Origin of the sequence: Leifsonia soli, assembly GCF_013408745.1 — a bacterium.
GTDB classification, from domain to species: domain Bacteria; phylum Actinomycetota; class Actinomycetes; order Actinomycetales; family Microbacteriaceae; genus Leifsonia; species Leifsonia soli.
In genome coordinates this window covers 3729369-3749189 of the sequence record NZ_JACCBJ010000001.1, presented here as the reverse complement: position 1 = coordinate 3749189, position 19821 = coordinate 3729369, and the positions used below count along the sequence as shown (strand labels likewise).

The 19821-nt window shown below is 60.5% G+C and carries 22 protein-coding genes; 10 read left to right on the top strand and 12 right to left on the bottom strand.

Annotation, left to right across the window (positions count from 1 at the left end):
- Positions 1 to 135 precede the first annotated feature (135 nt).
- The 3 genes from BJ963_RS18220 to BJ963_RS18210 all read left to right on the top strand — a co-directional run bounded on the left by BJ963_RS18220 (position 136) and on the right by BJ963_RS18210 (position 4219).
- Positions 136 to 1047 carry a ferritin-like domain-containing protein gene (locus tag BJ963_RS18220; protein ID WP_179457854.1) on the top strand — a complete coding sequence of 304 codons (912 nt, stop codon included), beginning with the start codon at positions 136 to 138 and terminating at the stop codon, positions 1045 to 1047.
- A 69-nt stretch (positions 1048 to 1116) separates the two neighbouring features.
- Complete coding sequence (gene ctaD / locus BJ963_RS18215; protein WP_179457853.1) at positions 1117 to 2844, top strand: aa3-type cytochrome oxidase subunit I; 1728 nt, start codon at positions 1117 to 1119, stop codon at positions 2842 to 2844.
- Between the two features lie 718 nt (positions 2845 to 3562).
- Positions 3563 to 4219 carry a GntR family transcriptional regulator gene (locus BJ963_RS18210; RefSeq protein ID WP_179457852.1) on the top strand — a complete coding sequence of 219 codons (657 nt, stop codon included), beginning with the start codon at positions 3563 to 3565 and terminating at the stop codon, positions 4217 to 4219.
- A gap of 652 nt (positions 4220 to 4871) precedes the next feature.
- On the opposite strand, the gene BJ963_RS18205 is transcribed toward BJ963_RS18210, so the two are convergent.
- Positions 4872 to 6098 (bottom strand): MFS transporter, encoded by a 1227-nt coding sequence (locus BJ963_RS18205; protein ID WP_179458214.1) that lies wholly within the window; start codon positions 6096 to 6098, stop codon positions 4872 to 4874.
- Between the two features lie 991 nt (positions 6099 to 7089).
- Positions 7090 to 7599, bottom strand: a complete 510-nt coding sequence (locus BJ963_RS18200) for a hypothetical protein (protein WP_179457851.1) — start codon at positions 7597 to 7599, stop codon at positions 7090 to 7092.
- 117 nt (positions 7600 to 7716) lie between these two features.
- On the opposite strand from BJ963_RS18200, the gene BJ963_RS19620 reads away from it, so the two are divergent.
- The 3 genes from BJ963_RS19620 to trxA all read left to right on the top strand — a co-directional run bounded on the left by BJ963_RS19620 (position 7717) and on the right by trxA (position 9326).
- Positions 7717 to 8007 (top strand): N-acetyltransferase, encoded by a 291-nt coding sequence (locus BJ963_RS19620; protein WP_425484725.1) that lies wholly within the window; start codon positions 7717 to 7719, stop codon positions 8005 to 8007.
- A 42-nt stretch (positions 8008 to 8049) separates the two neighbouring features.
- Entirely contained in the window at positions 8050 to 8487 is a 438-nt protein-coding gene (locus tag BJ963_RS18195) for a hypothetical protein (RefSeq protein ID WP_179457850.1), read from the top strand.
- A 455-nt stretch (positions 8488 to 8942) separates the two neighbouring features.
- Positions 8943 to 9326 (top strand): thioredoxin, encoded by a 384-nt coding sequence (trxA, locus tag BJ963_RS18190; protein WP_179457849.1) that lies wholly within the window; start codon positions 8943 to 8945, stop codon positions 9324 to 9326.
- Positions 9327 to 9355: 29 nt separating this feature from the next.
- Here the strand turns inward: trxA and BJ963_RS18185 are convergent, their stop codons facing one another.
- Positions 9356 to 9943 (bottom strand): TetR/AcrR family transcriptional regulator, encoded by a 588-nt coding sequence (locus BJ963_RS18185; RefSeq protein ID WP_343037319.1) that lies wholly within the window; start codon positions 9941 to 9943, stop codon positions 9356 to 9358.
- A 616-nt stretch (positions 9944 to 10559) separates the two neighbouring features.
- On the opposite strand from BJ963_RS18185, the gene BJ963_RS18180 reads away from it, so the two are divergent.
- The 4 genes from BJ963_RS18180 to BJ963_RS18165 all read left to right on the top strand — a co-directional run bounded on the left by BJ963_RS18180 (position 10560) and on the right by BJ963_RS18165 (position 12877).
- The gene (locus tag BJ963_RS18180; protein ID WP_179457848.1) at positions 10560 to 11177 is read left to right on the top strand and encodes an RNA polymerase sigma factor; all 618 of its coding nucleotides are present in this window, start codon (positions 10560 to 10562) and stop codon (positions 11175 to 11177) included.
- Positions 11178 to 11355: 178 nt separating this feature from the next.
- Complete coding sequence (locus BJ963_RS18175) at positions 11356 to 11808, top strand: GNAT family N-acetyltransferase (RefSeq protein ID WP_179457847.1); 453 nt, start codon at positions 11356 to 11358, stop codon at positions 11806 to 11808.
- Complete coding sequence (locus tag BJ963_RS18170; RefSeq protein ID WP_179457846.1) at positions 11805 to 12398, top strand: uracil-DNA glycosylase family protein; 594 nt, start codon at positions 11805 to 11807, stop codon at positions 12396 to 12398. The genes BJ963_RS18175 and BJ963_RS18170 overlap by 4 nt, the downstream gene beginning before the upstream one ends.
- A gap of 194 nt (positions 12399 to 12592) precedes the next feature.
- Positions 12593 to 12877, top strand: coding sequence for a hypothetical protein (locus BJ963_RS18165; RefSeq protein ID WP_179457845.1), 285 nt, complete (start codon positions 12593 to 12595; stop codon positions 12875 to 12877).
- A 17-nt stretch (positions 12878 to 12894) separates the two neighbouring features.
- On the opposite strand, the gene BJ963_RS18160 is transcribed toward BJ963_RS18165, so the two are convergent.
- The 9 genes from BJ963_RS18160 to BJ963_RS18120 form a co-directional block, all read right to left on the bottom strand.
- Entirely contained in the window at positions 12895 to 13389 is a 495-nt protein-coding gene (locus tag BJ963_RS18160; protein WP_179457844.1) for a carboxymuconolactone decarboxylase family protein, read from the bottom strand.
- A 62-nt stretch (positions 13390 to 13451) separates the two neighbouring features.
- Positions 13452 to 13811: a hypothetical protein gene (locus BJ963_RS18155; RefSeq protein WP_179457843.1), complete on the bottom strand. Its 360-nt coding sequence runs from the start codon at positions 13809 to 13811 to the stop codon at positions 13452 to 13454.
- An 87-nt stretch (positions 13812 to 13898) separates the two neighbouring features.
- Positions 13899 to 15794 carry a transketolase gene (locus BJ963_RS18150; protein WP_179457842.1) on the bottom strand — a complete coding sequence of 632 codons (1896 nt, stop codon included), beginning with the start codon at positions 15792 to 15794 and terminating at the stop codon, positions 13899 to 13901.
- A 61-nt stretch (positions 15795 to 15855) separates the two neighbouring features.
- Positions 15856 to 16116 carry a DUF6510 family protein gene (locus BJ963_RS18145; protein ID WP_179457841.1) on the bottom strand — a complete coding sequence of 87 codons (261 nt, stop codon included), beginning with the start codon at positions 16114 to 16116 and terminating at the stop codon, positions 15856 to 15858.
- Positions 16113 to 16835, bottom strand: coding sequence for an FAD-binding oxidoreductase (locus tag BJ963_RS18140; protein ID WP_179457840.1), 723 nt, complete (start codon positions 16833 to 16835; stop codon positions 16113 to 16115). Before BJ963_RS18140 ends, BJ963_RS18145 begins: the two co-directional genes overlap by 4 nt.
- The gene (locus tag BJ963_RS18135) at positions 16832 to 17425 is read right to left on the bottom strand and encodes a molybdopterin-dependent oxidoreductase (protein ID WP_179457839.1); all 594 of its coding nucleotides are present in this window, start codon (positions 17423 to 17425) and stop codon (positions 16832 to 16834) included. Before BJ963_RS18135 ends, BJ963_RS18140 begins: the two co-directional genes overlap by 4 nt.
- A gap of 31 nt (positions 17426 to 17456) precedes the next feature.
- Positions 17457 to 17966 carry a peptide-methionine (S)-S-oxide reductase MsrA gene (msrA, locus tag BJ963_RS18130; RefSeq protein ID WP_179457838.1) on the bottom strand — a complete coding sequence of 170 codons (510 nt, stop codon included), beginning with the start codon at positions 17964 to 17966 and terminating at the stop codon, positions 17457 to 17459.
- Entirely contained in the window at positions 17963 to 18886 is a 924-nt protein-coding gene (msrB, locus tag BJ963_RS18125; protein WP_179457837.1) for a peptide-methionine (R)-S-oxide reductase MsrB, read from the bottom strand. Before msrB ends, msrA begins: the two co-directional genes overlap by 4 nt.
- Before the next feature lie 2 nt (positions 18887 to 18888).
- Positions 18889 to 19794, bottom strand: a complete 906-nt coding sequence (locus BJ963_RS18120) for a ferritin-like domain-containing protein (protein WP_179457836.1) — start codon at positions 19792 to 19794, stop codon at positions 18889 to 18891.
- Positions 19795 to 19821 lie beyond the last annotated feature (27 nt).

Sequence of the window (19821 nt, the reverse complement as noted above, 5' to 3'; positions counted from 1 at the left end):
CAGCCATGCGAGCGAACGCGTCCACCAACAGGCGTTGCGCATGTGAAGCATGAAGGCGTTTGAAGCGTCGGCGCGTCCACCCAGATGACATGCCCTTTCACCGGTAATCGGATTATCGGAAGAGGTGGTCTACCAATGTCTGACAACGATTTTCTGTCCCGGGCTGCCAACCGGAGCGGCGAAACAGACGCCGACCGTGAAGGCCTTTCAGAGATGGTCAATGCTGCAGCCAACGGACAGCCCGGCGACGCCGCGCAGGCAGCCGCGGTCAGTGATGCGAGCATCCTGAACTTCGCGCTGAACTTGGAGTATCTCGAGGCGGAGTTCTACCTTCGAGCGTCCGGGGACACTTTGCCTGACGACATGACCACCGGAGCCGGAACGCGAGGAGAGGTGACCGGCGGGCGGCCGGTTCCTTTCCAGAGCCCGGTGATCCGCAGGATCGCAGCGGAGATCGCCGGCGATGAGCGAGCGCACGTGAAGTTCCTTCGCGACGCACTCGGAAATACAGCGGTGGCTCGGCCGAGCATCTCGTTAGATCAGAGCTTCACCGCGGCCGCTCGCGCCGCTGGTCTGATCAAGCCGGGAGAAACCTTCGACGCATATGCGAACGACCTCAACTTCCTCTTTGGCGCGTTCTTATTCGAAGATGTCGGTGTAACGGCGTTCAAAGGAGCAGCGCCGCTCATCGCGAACAAGACGTACCTCGACGCGGCCGCAGGGATGCTCGCGACAGAGGCCTACCACGGAGGCATTGTTCGCACCTCGCTCTATAACGAAGGCATGATCAACGACGCTGTGTTTGATGCAGTGCAGAAAATCTCCGACGTGCGTGGAGCGGTCGACGGTATCGGCGATGACGATCAGGGCATCGGAAATCGAGAGTCGCTCAACCTCGTCCCAACGGACGCGGAAGGCAGAACGTACGGACGCTCCCCGGAGCACATCCTCAACATCGTCTACCTCACCCCGGTCCGTGCCACTTCCGGCGGGTTCTACCCGAACGGGCTGAACGGGGCACTGCGCGAATCCGGGCAGAACAGCTGACCGCGATCGTGGCACCGCAGCCATAACCTCCGGGCGACAGCAATCTGCCGGCACCAGTCAGGAGAAGCGATGACGTCACACTACGTCCAGGTCCGCCAGACGCATCCGACTCCGGCGGACGCGCCGGAGCCCATCTCTTCCAGCGCACAGCGTAAAGGCAACCTTCTCGTGTCGTGGCTAACGTCCACGGACCACAAGACCATCGGTTACCTTTATCTGTTCACTTCCTTTGCTTCCTTCCTCATCGGCGGGGTGCTCGCGCTGCTCATTCGGGCGCAGCTTTTTGCTCCCGGTCTTCAAATCGTGCAGACGCGAACCCAGTACAACCAGCTGTTCACAATGCACGGCACCATCATGCTGCTGATGTTTGCGACGCCACTATTCGCCGGGTTCGCGAATGCGATCATGCCGCTACAGATTGGCGCCCCGGACGTGGCATTTCCGCGGCTGAACGCGCTGGCCTACTGGCTTTACTTCTTCGGCTCCGCGATCGTTGTGTCCGGCTTCCTGACTCCTGAAGGCACAGCGATTTTCGGATGGACTGGCTATGCGCCGCTGTCGTCAGCAACGTTCTCGCCTGGTGTCGGGACGAATCTATGGGCTTTCGGGCTGGCACTGTCGGGCTTTGGCACCATTCTCGGCGCCGTCAATTTCATCACCACAATCATCACTTTGCGTGCGCCAGGAATGACCATGTTCCGCCTGCCGATCTTCACCTGGAACACTTTGGTCACTTCCATCATGGTGCTGGTGGCTTTTCCCGTGCTCGCGGCGGCGCTGTTCGCGCTGGGCGCCGATCGAGTCTTTGGAGCCCACATCTTCGACGCCGCCAACGGTGGAGCGCTGATGTGGCAGCACCTGTTTTGGTTCTTTGGTCATCCCGAGGTGTACATCATCGCAATCCCGTTTTTCGGCATCGTGTCGGAAATCTTCCCAGTATTCAGCCGGAAGCCGATCTTCGGTTACAAGACACTGGTCTACGCGACGATCGCGATCGCGGCACTGTCGATGGCTGTCTGGGCGCACCACATGTTCGTGACCGGGTCGGTCCTCCTGCCGTGGTTCTCCCTGATGACCATGCTGATCGCAGTGCCGACGGGCGTGAAGATCTTCAACTGGATCGGCACGATGTGGCGCGGGTCGCTCACCTTCGAAGCCCCGATGCTATGGGCGATCGGGTTCCTGATCACCTTCACGTTCGGCGGCCTCACCGGGGTGATCATGGCATCACCGCCATTGGACTTTCATGTCTCCGACACCTACTTCGTCGTGGCGCACATCCACTATGTGGTGTTCGGGACCGTGGTGTTCGCGATGTTCGCCGGCTTCTATTTCTGGTGGCCGAAGTGGACAGGGAAGGTCCTTAGCAACCGGTTAGGGAAGTGGCATTTCTGGTTGCTATTCGTCGGCTTCCACACGACGTTCCTCATCCAGCATTGGCTAGGGGTCTTGGGGATGCCGCGGCGGTACGCAACGTACTTGCCGGAGGATGGCTTCGCCTGGCTGAATCAGGTGTCTACTTTTGGGTCATTTTTGCTGGCCGTGTCGATGATCCCTTTTTTCCTGAACGTCTACCTCACGGCCCGCCATATCCCGAAAGTGACGGTGAGCGACCCGTGGGGGTACGGCCGGTCGCTTGAATGGGCCACGAGCTGCCCCCCGCCGCGGCACAACTTCACGGCGATACCGCGGATTCGTTCGGAGTCTCCCGCGTTCGACATGAACCATCCCGAGGCTGGGATGCCATTGGGCATCGGACCCGGAAAGGATGCTCCGCAAGCACCCCTACGTGCCTGACTCGCCAACCGGCGATGTCAGCTGCTAAAGGCATTCAGTGCCACCGGTGATCCTGAATGGTGATCCTCGCACCGTGCCGCGGCCGCCGGTAACCACTTGCCCCGATGAGACGGACGATCCTGTGGCGGTGACCGCGCCAGCGTTCGAGGAGCTCGAGCATGCCATCGTCGTCTACCGGTTTACCGATCAAGGCCTAACCAACGTCTTTACACGGGTGGTAAGGCGCCAACGCTTACGGCTCGGAACTGACTATGCGCATCGTTGCGCTTCCATCGGTGTTTGCACAGTCCGCCAGAAGCCGTCGGCCGTCACAGCGACTATCGGATCTCCTCGCCCTAATATCAGCGTCTTGACGGTCGAATCTTGGCTTACCGTGCTGGGCGGCTGATACACGTCGGTAAGCCCAGGGTCAGGCATTTCGGGAACCGTCATGCGCACTCTTTCACAGCTACGGGGTTCGCTGATACTTCTGCTGCCAGACAGCCGCATGTGGACCATTTAGTCCTTCAAACGATGCCTGCACGCCCGCCATTCCTAACCGTTAGGAGATTGCGAGCTCGCACACGGGCAAGGATCATCAGCCGTCAATCTTCAAGGACGCCGGCGGAGATGTCGTGTTGAAACATGTGCGGCCGTCAGGCACGCTTACAGTGATTTATTGCGATCCGTCCGCACGTCCGCTACCCGAAGGCGGAGTCGGTTCGCGGTTGGAGGCGGTATGACTGCACTAGGCGCGTCGCACCCTGGCGCCCCCCGAAAGTTGATCCGCGACGTTGCCTACGAGGCCATCCGCGAAGCAATTCTGAACGGGGTCCTGCACCCCGGCGAGCGACTGGACGACGCGGAACTGCAACGCTGGCTCGGCATTTCCCGGACGCCGATTCGTCAGGCCCTTTTCGCGCTCACGATCGAAGGACTCGTCGAAACCGCACCGCAATCGCACACCCGGGTCGTCAAACCGCGCGTCGAGGAAGCTTCAAGCTACCTGGAAGCCATTGGTGTTCTCATCACCGGGGTAACTACCGCATCGGTTCGCGTGGCGACGCCTAACGAACTCGGGGACTTGATTGATCGCATCAAACTCGCAATTGCGGCAATTGACGCTCGCGACGTCAGCGGCTTTACGCGACGCATCACTGACTACTTCTTGGCATTGGAAGACCTTTGCCCTAACGAGAGTTTGACTGACGTCGTTGAGCGCTCCGCGCGGTCACTCGGGTACAAAGCGCTGGTGCTGTTCAAGAACAGGCCCATTGACTGGGCCTCCCTCAGGGCGAGCCACGTCGCACTGCTTCGCGCGCTTCAAAGCGGGGCGCTGGAAGAGGTTGAACGAGCGACGCGGGGCCTTTTCGCATCGAACCCGCTGACTGCGTAAGCGCGCAACGGAGGTTTCGGACACCGACGGAGCGCCGGTCGTCGCGTTCCGAAAAACCAGACTCACTCTTTCTCTAAAGTGGACTGTTTGGTTCTCCAAGTAGAGCATCAATTTGGATTGGAGCTACACTTTCACTATCGTGAAAACGGGCCGCTGACCCCCCAAGGGCGGCCGCCAACCAGGCTCGTCCTGGCTGGCGAGGGCTCCGACATTCGGGTTGTCGGAGCCCTCCGGAATAGACTCCGCGGGAGGAGCGGGCGCCTGTGGCCTATTGCCCTCGTTGCCGTCACCGCATGCAGCGACGACGGAATCCGTATTACGGCGTCGGCCTTGCAGTGCACCCGTACACAAACAACTGCCTCGAATGCGGGTACGTGGAGTTCATCAGAGAGCAGGCGTCGGTCGTCGAAACCAAACTCCCCGACGGGCCGGCCCGCCACACCCCCTGGTGGAAAGGTTTCTTCAAACATCCCAAGCCCTAGCGGCTCGGTTCCTCACGGTCAGTCGAGTGGGGCTCACCCGCTCCCCTATCCGAATGTTGCCGGAAGGCCGACAACACATCCTCGTCCGAACCTACTGCGCGCGATCGGTGCGCTTCTTGTTCAGCTTCGAACTTAGCCACGACCACCTCCTCGCTGAGTCGGCGGTGTAATCACTCCTCTCCGCCCGGGTGAGCCAGCGGGTTCCGGGCGCCCAGAATCGTCCAGATCGTTGCGACGAGCGCAAAGACTCCATAGCCGAGGATGATCTGCGGCAAGGTCAGCACGTTGGAAAGCTGGCCCGCGATTAGTGCGGGGATGGTTGCACCGCTATAGCTGATCAGATAAATCACACTAAACGTCGGCGCGCGGTCATCGATCTTGCTTCCGTGCAGTAGCCCACGCGTAGCCGCGCTGATCGCGATACCTTGCGACGCGCCCGCGACGATAGTGGACACGATGAACAAGGCGAGTGTCGAGGTGATGACCGCGGTGATGACGCCCGCGATACCGATCAGAAATGCGCCCATACCGATGCGCTGCGCCATCGAAGTTGACAGCCGGCTTCCGAGCGGAGCTCCGAAAGCGCTCGGTGCCATGTAGGCGGCGAAGACCAGCCCCAGCACTAGCGGGCTGGCCGTGTGCAGCTGATTCTCCACCAACGCAGGCACGAACGCCTGGTAGAACGCCCCCACCGACCACGTCGAGAGGAGCACCGCAGCCGTCACGGGAATGAGATGCCTGACGCGGGCTGGGACTCGTACGCTCGGCTTCATCGAGCGTCGCGCTCCGGGCTTACGTCGCACCGTCTCGGGGCTAGCAAGGATCAACAGAACCGAGACGAGGAGGAAAGCCATGTCGACCAGGTAGATCAGCTGTCGCGGCAGTGGGGCGAATTGAACGAGCGCACCTGATGCGACGGCACCGATCGCCAGCCCAAGCATGACCGTCTGGCTGGATGCAACAGACGAGAGCCAGCGGGGATGGCGGGGTGCGGTGTCAACAATGTAGGAGGTGAGACTGCTGCTGGCGAGGCCGGCTCCAAGACCGAGCATCAGACGTCCAATCACTAGAACACTGATGTCGTTGACGTTCAGCAGAAGCACACAACCCAAGAAGAGCAGGGCCAGGCTCGCTATCGAGATAGGGCGACGGCCAACGTGGTTCGACAGCCGCCCGAGGACGAGAAGAGTTGTAAGTGTTGCAGCCGAGTAGACCACAACCGCGACGGAGATTCCGGCGTTCGTGAACCCGTCTTCGGCGCGATAGATGTTGAATAGCGGGACGGTCGATCCCACGGTAGCGAACGTCGCGACCAGGGCGATTACTGCCGAAGCGAACGCCAGTCTTATTTTCGGGGTCGTCACTTTGTGGGCCGCGATGGTAGTGGGCGCAGTCATGGTTTTCCTTTCAGACACCTCGAGTTCGACGCGCAATCGCGCAGGCGAAGATCAACACCCACGAGTTGCCTCGCTTCGCGTAGGTGTCGGCGTATAGCGCTTCGGGCGCCGTTCCGTCGTTTAGATGGGTGCAATTGGCGCGTAGGTGGATCTGGGAGACGTCGCCGACTTGAACGTTCGAATCGATTTGAATTGCTCGAGGTATTCGTCGCGGTCCCGGTGACTGCAGAAGTCTGAACGATGAAGCCGTCGGCGGTTAAGGCGTGGAAGCCGTTCGACGTCGCTAGCCTGATCGCCTTCGTTGTAGTCGCAGTTAGTGTCTCCAGGATTGCCAAGTCTTCACTGGCAGCACGCGCGCTGCTCATCTGATCTCCTAGCTGCTCCGCCGTAGCGGCACGTCGGGCGTATCGGGCGCTCAAGCTCGCCGGCTTCGCGACGCGGCAGTCAACGAACAGTTTCTTGAGTCGGAAGGGGGCGATAGTCACTCGTGGGGTTGGCGACATTGATGGAGCGAGTCTTACCGCCCCGCCCCGACCGGCTTCGGGTCCCCTGGTCATGTGAGCAAGCTCCCGGGGGACGGGGATCTCGCATCGATTAGGGCGAGGGCTCAGGTCCGGGCCACAGCGGCCGCTTGTACGCCTGTTCGAACACAGCGACTTCGTAAAGGTCTGGGTAGCTTTGGCCGGTAAGAATCTCGTTCAGTCGGGCCGGCTCGATACCAGTCTTCAGCGCGATTTCCGCCCGAGTATCGTGCGCGGACACGGTAAGCATGTGGAGGATCACGCGAGCAGCGACTATATCGACGCTGTCGGGATCTCTCGCCGCGTCAGAGCCTGCCATCGGAATCGCCCCATCCATACGCCTATATTTTTAACCATAATGGATTGCCTAGGCCGGTTTGGGAATCCCGCCTTAGTGACAGCCGAGCTTTGGCTCGCTCCGATCCAGAAGCCGTTACGCGGTCGCACGGTCGTGGGCGTCTGGTCTGCGTTCAGCCGCCCAGGTCATCTAGTCGCGTGATCAGCCACTCCCCCCGCAGCGTCCGGGCCAGCGACCGGGTTTCTGCATCACCGCTTTCGTCGTCCTGGATGTTCTCAAGTGCGTTCAACGCTGCGCCGAAGGCCACCAACGCCGATTGCTGATCGTCGTCCTCGAGTTGATAATTTGCGGCCGAGCCAGTGATGCGGTCGAGAGCGGAGCTGCCCACCGCAGCGAGGGCGATGACCACTCCACGGTCCACCGCTCGGGTCTCATCAGACGCGGATGAGATCGGTTCTACGACGCTTATGGCAGGGTTCCCCCCGGCTGAGTGCACTTGTGTCACCCACCACTGGCCGGATCCCCAGTACAGATAGCGAGCCAGACCGCCGGCACTTGAGACCTGCAGCGTCCAAGTCCATTGGTTATCCGCGCTATGAAAGACTGCAGCCGCGATGTCAGGCAAGATGCGCATTAGCCGTTCTCGAACGCTATCGAGGATGCCCTGTTCGTCACTCAACATGTACCGCACGTCCTGACCGACTTATCTGACTGCTTTGAACCAACTAGTACAGTTGGCATTTGAAGGCTATAAGACCGGCAGAGCGTTGGTCTGCCCTGAATGGAGACCTGGTGAGGTATGGATCTCGAGATTCGTGAGCGCCACAACAGGTTTGTCGCGTTCCTGGACGGCGCGCCCGTGGCGGTAGTTCCATATCGACGTCGAGGCGATCAAGTATTCGTGGAAGCGACGAGAACGAAGGCCAGTGTATGGCGCAGCGATGTTGCTGAGCGCGTGTTCGACGAAGTGCTCCGAACACTCCATGCTCGTGGAGAACGGGTGCACATCGAATGCCCATTGATGAACGCGTACCTCCGCGGCCGCGGTCGAGCGTCCGGCGACATAGAGATCGGCGGCGTGACCCCATAGGCCGCCCAAGCATGGGACCTATGCGAGGAAAAGCGGTGTGACATGACTGACGATGTTCCGCAGACGGCTCAGCCTTCTCGCCGCCTGCGATCGGCACCGAACCTGGTTGTCATTGCGTTCTGGCTCTACGTCGTCGCTGCCGCCCTCAGTCTGGTGATCGTCATCGTGTCCCTGTTGACTCCTGGTCTTGCGGAAGATCCGGAAGTCGCCAACCAGGTAGGAGGCGCCAGCCTCCTCATCGCGTTTGCTCTGGTCTCTGGAATCCTTTACACAGCGGGCTACCTTGTCGTTGCGGTGTATCTCACCAGGGGAGCAAACTGGGCCCGTTACGTCCTGCTCGGGGTGACGCTGCTATCGATGATCGGTGCCTTCTCCAGCCACGGGCTGGGTGCTGCGCGGGTCGCAGCTGGCGCCGTCGCCACCACTCTGGTGTTTGTACCGCCCGCCAACCGGTACTTCTCACGGCGACCTCTTCACTAAATAGAGCCCAGCCGGGCTTGGTTTGGGCAGAAGCTGGAATCGGTTGCCTGCAAGCTGCACCTGACAGGATGATCAGTATCATCAGGGCGCGATGGCAACACTAAATCGCCTTGTACTGAGGTGGAGACGTTCGTACCCCAGGCCCCGGCTAGAAGCACGCAACCTCAACTGACCACCGTGTTCTCAATCCGACGCTCGCTATCGAAGGACGGACGACGAAGACTGTGCGCCGGCTCGAGGGGTCGGCTGGGACGCGTCCGACATCGCAGAAGCCGCCCGAGGATGACGGTAGCGACCAGAAAGCTTGGCGTCATTGGTAAGAAAATTCATCGGACTGGTGCAGACATTTGTGAGACGTCGTATTTGGGCGACCAGCTCGCCTACCTAAACGCGCAACTCAGGCAAAAAGCGCGGACCTACAGGCCAATGACTCGATGAAGCTAGGGGAATCCGGCATGTCAACCACCACGGAGCTCACAGACGCGAATTTTCAGAGCGTCATCAAGGACAATGACATCGTCCTCGTCGACTTCTGGGCCACTTGGTGCGGCCCTTGCACCCAGTTTGCGCCGATCTTTGAGAACTCAGCCCGACAGAACCCCGACATCGTCCACGGGAAACTCGACACTGAGTCTGCTCAGCAGGTCACGATCGCCGCGGGGATCACTGCAATCCCCACACTCATGGCTTTCCGCGAAGGTGTGCGCGTGTTCAATCAAGCGGGGGCGCTGCCCGCGCCGGCGCTTGCGGAAGTTGTCGCCGCGGTGAGGGCGTTAGATATGGATCAGGTACGTGCTGAGGCCGCCAGCGGACGGATTGCGATCTCTCTCACAGACTGATCGGAGAGCGGGCCGCACAAGAGCACTTGTTACGCGTCCAGTTGCTCAAGCGCGCGTTCGTCAGCCATAGCTAGGAGTTGAAGGTGAGTGATCGCCATATCGATAGCAGACTCCATCGGCGCTACGTCTCGCGATGTCTGGGCGAGGAGATAACCACCTTGAATTGCGGCGACGAAGCCCGTAGCCAGCTGACGCACATTCGCGCTTGCTGGAACCAGGCCATCGTCCTGAAGCCGCTCGATCACGTCCATGAAAAGCTGCTCCCAGGCGCTGAATAGTTCTTCCAGCTTGAGGCGCGCGACCCAGTCATGGTCCGCGACTTCGTTGGCGAGGGAGCCCAGCGAGCAGCCGTAGCGGCCGCTTTCGAGCGCGTTGTTCTCAATCATCGCGTCGCGCCACCGTCGAAGCCCAGCAAACGTACGAACGTTTTCTAAGCGCTCTCGCTCACCGCTGATCTTGCGGTCGCCGACATATTCGATGACCGCCCGGACCAAGGCGGGCTTGTCCTCGAAATGTCGGTACAGCTGCGACTTACTAATCTTGCTTGCCGCGACGACATCATCCAATGTCGTCCCGCCCACTCCGCGGACGCGGATGAGCTCGGCCGCAGTTTCCACGATCCTGGACCTGGTCTTAGCGCCCCTGGGTGTCAACCGTGCGACCGCCCGGGTTGGAGAGCTGTCGTCCACCCGCTTATCTTACGGCCGGACGCCGATTTGGAGCTCAAATGTGGCGAGGCAGCGAGGCAAACCGCCGAAGTGGCGTAGTGCGCGAAGATGCTTTCAGCGCAGTGCAAACTCAACGGAATTCAATCACTCTGCAGTCCAGGCACGCGTCGGCGCTCGTCGACCTGTCACAAGTTCTAGTTGACCTGCGCCGGAAATTCTGGACGAGAACGTCTCCTTCTCGTATGACTCGAGCGGGCGGTCTCTCCGGGGAATGATTCGGAAACACCGGGTCAGCAGCTGAGGTTCGGAGATTTTTACGCGTCGGCAAGAGGACGGTATCGTTCTTTTCGTGGTTGTCGGCTGGGACGCGTTTCGGAGCCTTGTGCGCACTGCTCGTTACACGTCGCGCACTTGTCAGCAGTTAACGCATGCAAACGCAGACTTCCCAACAGAGCGGCATGCCGCTGTTTCCCGCTTCGACGGAGGTCACGAATGCGCGCATGATTTCACTGACGCAAGCCATTCGTGGTTGTTCTCTTTGCGTTGGCAACCGGGGTGAAGCACATTGGATACTGACACCTCTTCATGGTTGGCTGCGCTCCGCGACAACGGTCCCGCGCGAGAAGCTGCGCTTGCACGGCTACACGCGATGATGTTGCGCGTTGCGACTCACGAGACCTACAAGCGCGGGCCGGTGGTGCGCATAACCGGCCCGGAACTGGACGACCTTGCTCTGCAGGCAGCCGACGACGCGATGCTGTCGTTGCTGACAAAACTCGATTCCTTTCGCGGCGAGAGCAGATTCACAACTTGGGCTTACCGTTTCGTAGCGCTTGAAGTCTCCAACAAGGTTGCCCGCCATTTCTCGCGACGCCCGGCTCTCACCCTTGAGGTCGACGAATGGGAGCGGCTGCCGGCGAGTATGAACCACGACCCGCTTCAGCGAACGATCCAAAGGGAGCTGATAAGTGCTGTTCGGCGCGCGGTCGACGAGACACTTACCGATCATCAGCGGGATGTGTTCCTGGCGGTCGTTGTGGAGGGATTGCCTCTTGAGCGCGTGGTCGCCGAGGCGGAATCAAATCGTGGCGCGGTCTACAAGACGGTGTTCGATGCTCGCCGTAAGATCCGCGCTTTTCTGACCGCACATGGGTATATAGACGCGAGCCCCACACACGAATAGGCGTCTGCGGCATCACAGCAACCGAATTGGTTCTTCGTGACTGAATGTGTCTGGACGGGTCCCACACGCGAACTTCATTTGACCGACCCGGCAGAGTGGTGGCGGACTAGACACACAAACTCCCTAGCAGCCCGCGTCGGGGTTCAGTTACAAAACGGAAGTCTTGAAAGGAACGCACATGAGCAACTCATTCGAGCCAGCGCGGTACGAATTTGAGTACCCGGATACTGCAGGCTACCCCGATGGGACCGGCACGTTGACTCAGGACCAGAAGACGCTAATCGACGAGGTGCTGGATGACAGGGCTAAGCCGGAGTTCGACTTCAGTCTGGTTGATGACGCGGAGCACAATGTGTACCTCGCAATCGTCGGGGACACCGAGGTCGGCGGGGTGACGTATTCGGTGGACGGCAACCGTGTCGCCCTCATTGCCGCGTCCGTCTATCCGGAGTTCCGTCATCAAGGCGTCGCGACGGAAATGATCCGGCGCATTCTCAATGTGCTGCAGGCGCAGAACCGAACCGTAACGGTGATCTGTCCGATCGTTCGCACCTTCATCGACGATCACCCCGAGTATGAATCCCTAGTCGACCCGCACCTCCCGGGCGTGAAGAACACGGCTCATCGGTGACTTCCGGAGCAGACAACCTCAACATCGTGCGAGAGGCGATTATCTCCGATCCGGAGAACGCTTGGGCTCAGGAATTGGGCTACCTGCCGTTGTATGCGGCCGGCCCCAACGCCCGAGTTGCGGTGATCGGTCAGGCCCCCGGGCGAAAGGCTCAAGAGTCTGGAATCGCCTGGAATGACACAAGTGGCACCACCCTGTTCGGATGGTTAGGCGTCACGGAGGCGCAATTCCGCGACCCAGAGATATTCGCGCTCCTCCCGATGGACTTCTACTACCCCGGAAAGGGCGCCTCGGGCGACCTGCCTCCGCGGAAAGGGTTCGCAGATAGGTGGCACGCACCGCTGCTTGACCTCATGCCCGACATTCGCTTGACCATCCTCATCGGAACCTACGCGCAACGCCATTACTTGGGGCCTCGAGCGAAGGGCAACTTAACCGAGACCGTGTACTCGTTCCGTGATTATCTGCCGGAGTTCATGCCTTTGGTTCACCCGTCCCCGCTGAACTTCCGATGGCAGGCCCGGAACCCTTGGTTTATCACCGACGTCATCCCCCAGCTGCGAGAGTCGGTCGCATTGGCTCTCAACTGAGTTCCGGCCTCGTCCGCTCGACGACCGTCGTGCCGCTGAGGATCGGACCACCGGATTGGGGCGCGAACGCGCCCCACGGAATGGGCGGCTGACGCTTCGCCTCGGCAGCCCGTCTGGCATTTCCCGGAGAGGTCCAGTAGGCGCCGCGAGGCATGCAATCGGTTGGTGCGCGTGCCATAGAAAGGGATACGACCATGCTCACCGTTGAACAACGGGGCCTTCTCATCGCTAAATTCGAAGCCGCGCAAGCCGCCGCGAGAATCTTCGCCCGCGGCTGGCAGGGCCTCGGAGAACACCCACTTGACGCAGCGTTTCGGCTGCATGTGGAAGACATTGAGGCTGCTCGTGGCTTCTATGAGCATCTGAACACATTCACTGACTGGGGCCAGCATTCTCTTGCCTCGGCTGGAGAGAAGCATCTACTTGCGCAGACGACTACGTCGACTGAAACCATTCCGCACTCGGGGCCAACCGCGTAATCCGGAGGCGCGGTTCACTATGCAGGTGAGCTGGAGGGTTCCGGGTTGCGGTCGGCGAAGCGGGGTGTCGCCCCTTCAGCGAGTTTGAGTCTTGTCCAGACGTTCATGTTGATGATGACCGCGGCTAACTCGGCAATTTCGGTCGGGTTGAAATGTTCAGTCAACGCGTCGTGTAATTCCTGGAAAGCCTTCAGGTCGTATGTGGTCAAGCCTTCGGTGTACGCCAGCGCAGCCCTTTCGGCCGCGCTGAACATTTCGCTTTCTCGCCAGCTTGCGAGGTGGGCTACCTTTTCGACAGGTACACCACATTCAAGGACGACACGCGTGTGAAGTACCAGGCAGTATGAGCATGGAGTCACCTGAGCGACTCGCAGCCTCACAAGTTCGGCCAGCTTTCCTTCCAAAGTCAGCTCAGCGGTATAACCGAACGAGTGAGCCATCTCCTCCGCTAGGGCGTGGAAGGTCGTCAGCTCAGGTTGGATCCGGCGATTGGAAAATTCGGTGGTCGACATCCTCTGTCTCCTTATCGTCTAGCGCAGGGACGCACTAAGGGGTGCGTCCCTGCGCTGGCTCGTCACCCAAGATCCGACGAACCGGCTCCTTCTTGTCGTTCCAGACGCTGAACATCCCAGTAGAGGCATTCGACGAGATCGTGCGCCGGACAGTGCGGTGCCTCATCGACTTCCGTCGTCACCGCGACACGCGCAAATTCGCCGCGAGCTTTGATCAGTAAAGTGTCGAACTCTTCCTGACGCACGACGCATCCTTCGACGTTCAGCCACTCCCTAAGCAGCGTCTCTACGTCTTCGTGGTAGACCCTGGCGTCCGCCCAAACCCGTTGAACGATGCCAGCGATCTGGTCCGCTCGTGGCGCCGGGCCAGCGCCGTCCATCACCGGAAATGTCTGGACCGGCTTCGCTTTCTTGTTTCTCATGGTTCCTCCATCCTTGACGGGTTTCGCCCCCAATGCGGGTGCCGCTCCGCCTTCTTCTCATGGCTTGGGACGCCTGTCTGGTTACTGTCAGTCTCTGTTGACCAGGCGTTGGGCGGCCTGGCTGATCGCGTCGGCGTCGATTCCCGCGGCCGCCAACATTTGGGCGGCGGTGCCCGAACCGGGGAGGTTGCGCACGGCAAGGTGCTCGAGCCGGACGACTGCTTCGGTCCCCTCGGCGAGCGCGCTGAGTACACCTTCACCAAGTCCACCTTCGGGCCGGTGATCTTCGACAACGACGACCCGGCCGGCAGTTTCATCAACCGCCCTGCGGAGACCGGAGCCGTCCAACGGGCGGATCGAGTATGCGTCGATGACTCGGGCACGAATACCCATCTCCGAGAGGATGCGCGCGGCGGCGATGCTTTCGTGCACGGTGACTCCAGCACCGATAAGGGTGACGTGGTCATTGCCACTGGTGAGTAGGGTTTTCGACCCGCCGATCGGGAAGGGCGTGGAGTTGCTGTAGAGCACGGGGTATGCGCCTCGCGTGATTCGCAGGTATGACACTCCGGTCCGGTTCGCGAGCTGTTCGACGAGCGCGACGGTGCTGACAGCGTCGCTCGGGTAGAGGACCGTTGAGTCGAAAACCGAGCGCATCATCGCGATGTCTTCGAGCGCCATCTGCGAGGGGCCGTCGGTGCCGATCTCGACGCCGGCGTGCGACCCGACGAGGCGGATGTTCGCTCCGGAGATACCGGCCATGCGGATGAAGTCGTGTGCTCGTGTTAGGAAGGCAGCGAATGTGGATGCAAACGGGATGAAATTTCGGACGCTGAGGCCAGTCGCGGTTGCGACTAGCTGCTGCTCAGCCATGTACATTTCGAAGAAGCGGGACGGAAAGGTAGCGGCGAACAGATCAACACCGGTTGAGTTGCTGACTTCGCTGTCCACTACGACCACGTTGGATCTGCGACGTCCCAGTTCGACGATCGCGCTCCCATAGGCAGCACGGGTTGCGACTGCGGTGCCAATTTCGTATGTCGGCGGGGCAAGTTCGTCGTCGATTTCGCTGTCCTGAACGATGGCGGGCGCTGCTTGCGTCGGTTTCGGTCCACGAATTGTGAGATGCCGTTCGCCGCCAAGCTCGCGGATAGCCTCGTTCGCGAAGGCTTCGGGAAGGTGCCGGCCGTGCCAGCCTTCTTGGTCTTCCACGAGGGTGTAGCCCCTGCCTTTAACGGTCCGGGCCAATATGACTGTCGGCTGGTTGTCGGCACCGCTGCATGCTCGAGCGAAAGCGGCGTCGATCTCCTCCAAGTCGTGACCGTTGATTTTGATGACATGCGCGCCGAACGATTCGAACCGTTTGGCGTACGCATCGAGGTCCCAGCCAAGCATGGTCGCCCCACGCTGGCCGAGTCGGTTTACATCGACGATGGTGATCAGGTTCGAGAGTTGGTATTGGGCGGCTTGCTCTATCGCCTCCCAGATTGATCCTTCCGCCAGCTCGCTGTCTCCGCAGAGCACCCACACACGGTAGCTGAGCTTCTCGAGGCGTTTACCTGCGAGCGCGATTCCGACGGCGTCGGGGAGACCTTGGCCTAGGGAGCCGGTGGCGAGGTCAACCCAAGGCAGCGCCGGCGTCGGATGCGCCTGCAGCCGGCTTCCGAACCGGCCGTAGCCGTTCATGAGTTCGTCGTCGCTGACTACGCCCACCGCCTTGAATACGGAATAGAGCAGTGGCGCTGCGTGCCCTTTGGAGAGAATCAGGTGGTCATTGTCCGGGGTTCGGCTCGCTCGATCCCAGTCGTATCGGAGGTGCCGGCTGACCAGCACAGCAAGCAGGTCGGCCGCGGACATGCACGAGGTCGGGTGGCCTGATTCTGCACGCGTGGTTGCGCGGATCGAATCGACGCGGAGTTGTGCTGCCAGTTCGGCGACTGTTTTCAGGTCGGGTTCAACGATGGGTGTATTCGCGGGATTCATTCTGATTCCGGGTCCTCGTATGGCGTGCGTCTAGTCTTGTTTGCCCTTGGGCTTGCGTGGGTCACCCGGTGATGTCGATCCATCGGAGACCCGTCATGGCGAGCAGGCGTCGTGGTGTTTGATCGACGAGCACGGCGAGGACCTCTGAACATTTACGGCATCGGAGGACGAACCCCATTGGCGCGCCGAACACCATTGCCTCAGCGAACGCGGCGACGTTTCGACAGTGGGCGCACTCGCCAATCATGGTTGTGATGTCATGTTCGAACACATCGCTCATGGGTCCCGCTAACACGTTCCCGTCGAGGAAGTTGTCGCTCATACCCCACCGAACCTTTCTGTGCGGATGTTCTCGGGTAGATGGCCGAGCTCACCAAGGAATCCGCTTACCGATTCGACGAACCCGGTAGGGCCGCAGATATAGATACGGGGCGCGGATTCGGGCGGTGAGACCGCTTCTTGGAGGTCTTGTTTTGTTAGCCGAGATGGCTGCTTTTGGGTGCCTTCGGGTGTGGCACGCGTGTAGTGCCAGGTGACCTCAGCGTCGCCTGCCAGAAGAGCGAGCTGTTCGCGGTAGAACGCATCGTCGGGACTCTTCAGCGAATAAAGTAGTCGCATTTCGCTGGAACTTTGAGCCATGCGGTGCTGCCGGATCATCGACAGGAGGGGCACAACGCCGGATCCGCCTGCGATGAGTTGCACCGGAGTTGTGAGGTCTTCGGTCCAAACAAACCAGCGGCCGAGTGGTCCGCGGATTTCTACCGAGTCGCCGATCTCGATTCCGTCGACGAGGAATGGGGAGACTTCACCGTCGGGCAGCTTTTCAACTCCGAGCTCGACTCGGGTCCCGGTGCCGGCAGAGGCGGTGGAGTATGAACGCACAGCTTGGTATCCGTCGGCGGCGGTTAGTCGAATGTCGACGTGTTGACCGGCGAGGTTTCCGGGCCAGTCGGGCACTTCGAACGTGATGCTCCGTGCGTTGAGGTTCAGCGGAACGGCGTCGACGAGCGTGCCCTGATGCCACGGGGTATTGTCGCTCACGAGTAGCGCTCTTCCCGCCACGGGTCGCCGTGGAGGTTGTACCCGTACTGCTCCCAGAACCCGGGGTTGTCGTTTGCTTGCATGACGAGCCCGCGGACCCACTTTGCGCTCTTCCAGAAGTACAAGTGGGGCACCAGGAGCCGCGCGGGCCCACCGTGTTCTGCGGGCAGGTCATTTCCGTCGTATTCGAATGCGAGCCACGCTTTCCCGCCGAGTACTTCGTCAAGGATGAGATTGGTGGTGTATCCGCCGTAAGAGTGGGCCATGAGGTAGCGGTACTCGGTGTCCACGCCCGCGAAGAGCGTGTCTAGGGAGATCCCTCGCCAGTGAGTTCCGAGCTTTGACCAGCTGGTGACGCAGTGAATGTCGGTTTCGATGTCCTCGAATGGGAGCGCATGGATCTGCTCCCAGTCCCACTTGTGTGTCTGGCCGGTTTCCGTGTGGATGAAGAACTCCCATTCCTCGAGAGGGATGGTAGGCGTCGCGCCGGCGGAAAGGACCGGGAAGTTTTGAGTGAGGTGCTGCCCGGGCGGCAGGGAATCGTCAGGTTCGGGTCGGTGTCCGGTGAATCCACGGCTGAAGACTGCCATTGCTTCTTCCTTTCTACGAGCGGTCAGTGATTTATTGGGTGCGCTGCCTGTGCGGTAACTTCCATCCAGGTCGCACGTAATGGCAGGTATAGCCGTGCGGGTGCTTTTGCAGATAGTCCTGGTGTTCCGGCTCGGCTTCCCAGAAAGATCCCGCCTTGGTCACTTCGGTGACGACTTTCCCGGGCCACAGACCGGACGCGTCGACATCACGAATCGTGTCCAAGGCGACTTCCTTCTGCTCCTCGGATGTGTAGAAGATTGCCGAACGGTAGCTACGTCCGATGTCGTTGCCTTGCCGGTTCAACGTTGTCGGGTCATGGACCTGGAAGAAGAACTCCAATAGCTCCCGGAAAGTGATGACGTCGTCGTCGAAAATCACCTCGACTGTCTCCGCGTGGTCGCCGTGGTTGCGGTAGGTGGCGTTTGGTGTGTCCCCGCCGGAGTACCCGGTGCGAGTGTGGATCACTCCTGGTCGGTGACGCAGAAGCTCCTGCGCTCCCCAGAAACATCCGCTCGCGAGTAAAGCGCGTTTGGTGCTCATGTAGCTGTTCCTTCGATGTTGAATATCGGGCAGAAGTCGGCGTATCCGCTCGTTTCCAGCCGGTCGGCTGGAACGAACCGGAGCGCCGCGGAATTGACCACGAATCTCAAGCAGCCGTCCTCTGGCGTCCCGTCGGTGAAGACGTGGCCGAGATGGCTATCGCCGTATCGTGATCTGACTTCAGTGCTGTGGCGATCGAAGATCGACTCGTACTTGAGCACCAGGTTCTCGGGGGCGACTGACGCGGTGAAGGTGGGCCACCCTGAGCCGCTGTCGAATTTGTGCAGCGAGGCAAACAGAGGCTCCCCGGAGACGATGTCGACATACAGCCCAGGATCGCTATGGTTCCAGTAAGCATTGTCGAATGCCGGCTCGGTGGCCGATTCCTGCGTCACCCTGTATTGCATCGGGTTCAGCATCGCGATGGCCTCCGGAGTGCTGACGTACCGTCCCAAGTCATGTCGTGGCGACGTGTTCAGGCGGAAGCCGTCACCTGGGAATTGCGCGTCGACCATGTCCATGTACTGGGCGAAGCGCCGAAGGAACGCCGCGATCACGGGGCATTGCACGGTAACCGTGCGACCTTGTCGCCGGATATCGTCGAGGACGTTGGCGATGAATTCGGTCCCAATCCCTTGCTGGCGGTAGCTGGAGACGACGATGACAGCTGTCAGCACAGTCCGTTGGCGTCGGGTTAGGTAATCGATCTTGCCGATTTCGTACCCATTGATGACCGCGCTGTAATGGCCGAGCTCGGGGTAGTTCGCCGTCTCGAAGTCGTATGCAGAGGTTCGGAAACTCTCGCCCTCTGAAGCCTCGAGGGAGGCGATCAAGTCAGTCTGCGCTCGCGTGAGCCGTACCGCCCGCCCTGTCCCCAGCGCGGGCAGTACCGGCACGAGCCCGGCGTACGGGCCAACCACGGTTAGACCGTCTGGGCGCTCTGACGAAGGCTGCCGTTCAGGCCGTTCGGGTAGAACCCACCGGAGGTTGCCTGGTCAGCGGTCAAGTAAACGATGTTGAGGATGTGCTCCGGCGTGCGACCAAAAGCGCCCCCGTTCTCGTCGGTCGGAACAAGGTTGAGAACGTCAGCGTTGCCGATGCTCTGGTCATCGCGGCCGATGCCATCAACGGCTCCGCGGACGTTGGAGATCTTCTCAACGGCGTCGAACACAGCGTCGTTGATCATGCCCTCGTTGTAGAGGGAGGTTCGCACGATGCCAGCGTGGTAGGCCTCGGTCGCGAGGAGGCCCGCCGCCGCGTCCAGGTAGGTCTTGTTGGTGATGAACGGTGCGGCGCCCTTGAACGCGGTCACTCCGACATCTTCGAAGAGGAACGCAGCGAACAAGAAGTTGAGGTCATTCGCGTAGGCATCGAAGGTCTCCCCCGGCTTGATCAGCCCGGCCGCGAGCGCTGCAGCGGTGAAGCTCTGGTCGAGGGAGATCGCGGGACGCGACACAGCTGCGCTGCCGAGCGCGTTCCGCAGGAAGGCGACATGCTCGCGCTCATCCGAGGCGATCTCGGCGGCGAATTTCCGGATAACCGGGTTCTTGAAGTCGACCGGGCGGCCACCGGTAACTTCCCCGCGGGTGCCGGTCCCGGTAGTCATGTCGTCCGGGAGGGTCATGCCGCTGGCACGAAGATAGAACTCAGCCTCGAGGTACTCGAGGTTGAGAGCGAAGTTGAGGATGGAACCGTCGCTGATCTCAGGGGACTCCTTGGCAGCCGTGTCATCGGCGGCGGACGCGACCATGTCATTGAGAGCCGCGCGGTCGGCCTGGGTTTCGCCGCTTCGGTTGATGGCGTTAAGAAGGAAGTCGTTGTCGGACATGTCAGACCTTTCTTTCGGTTGATGGAT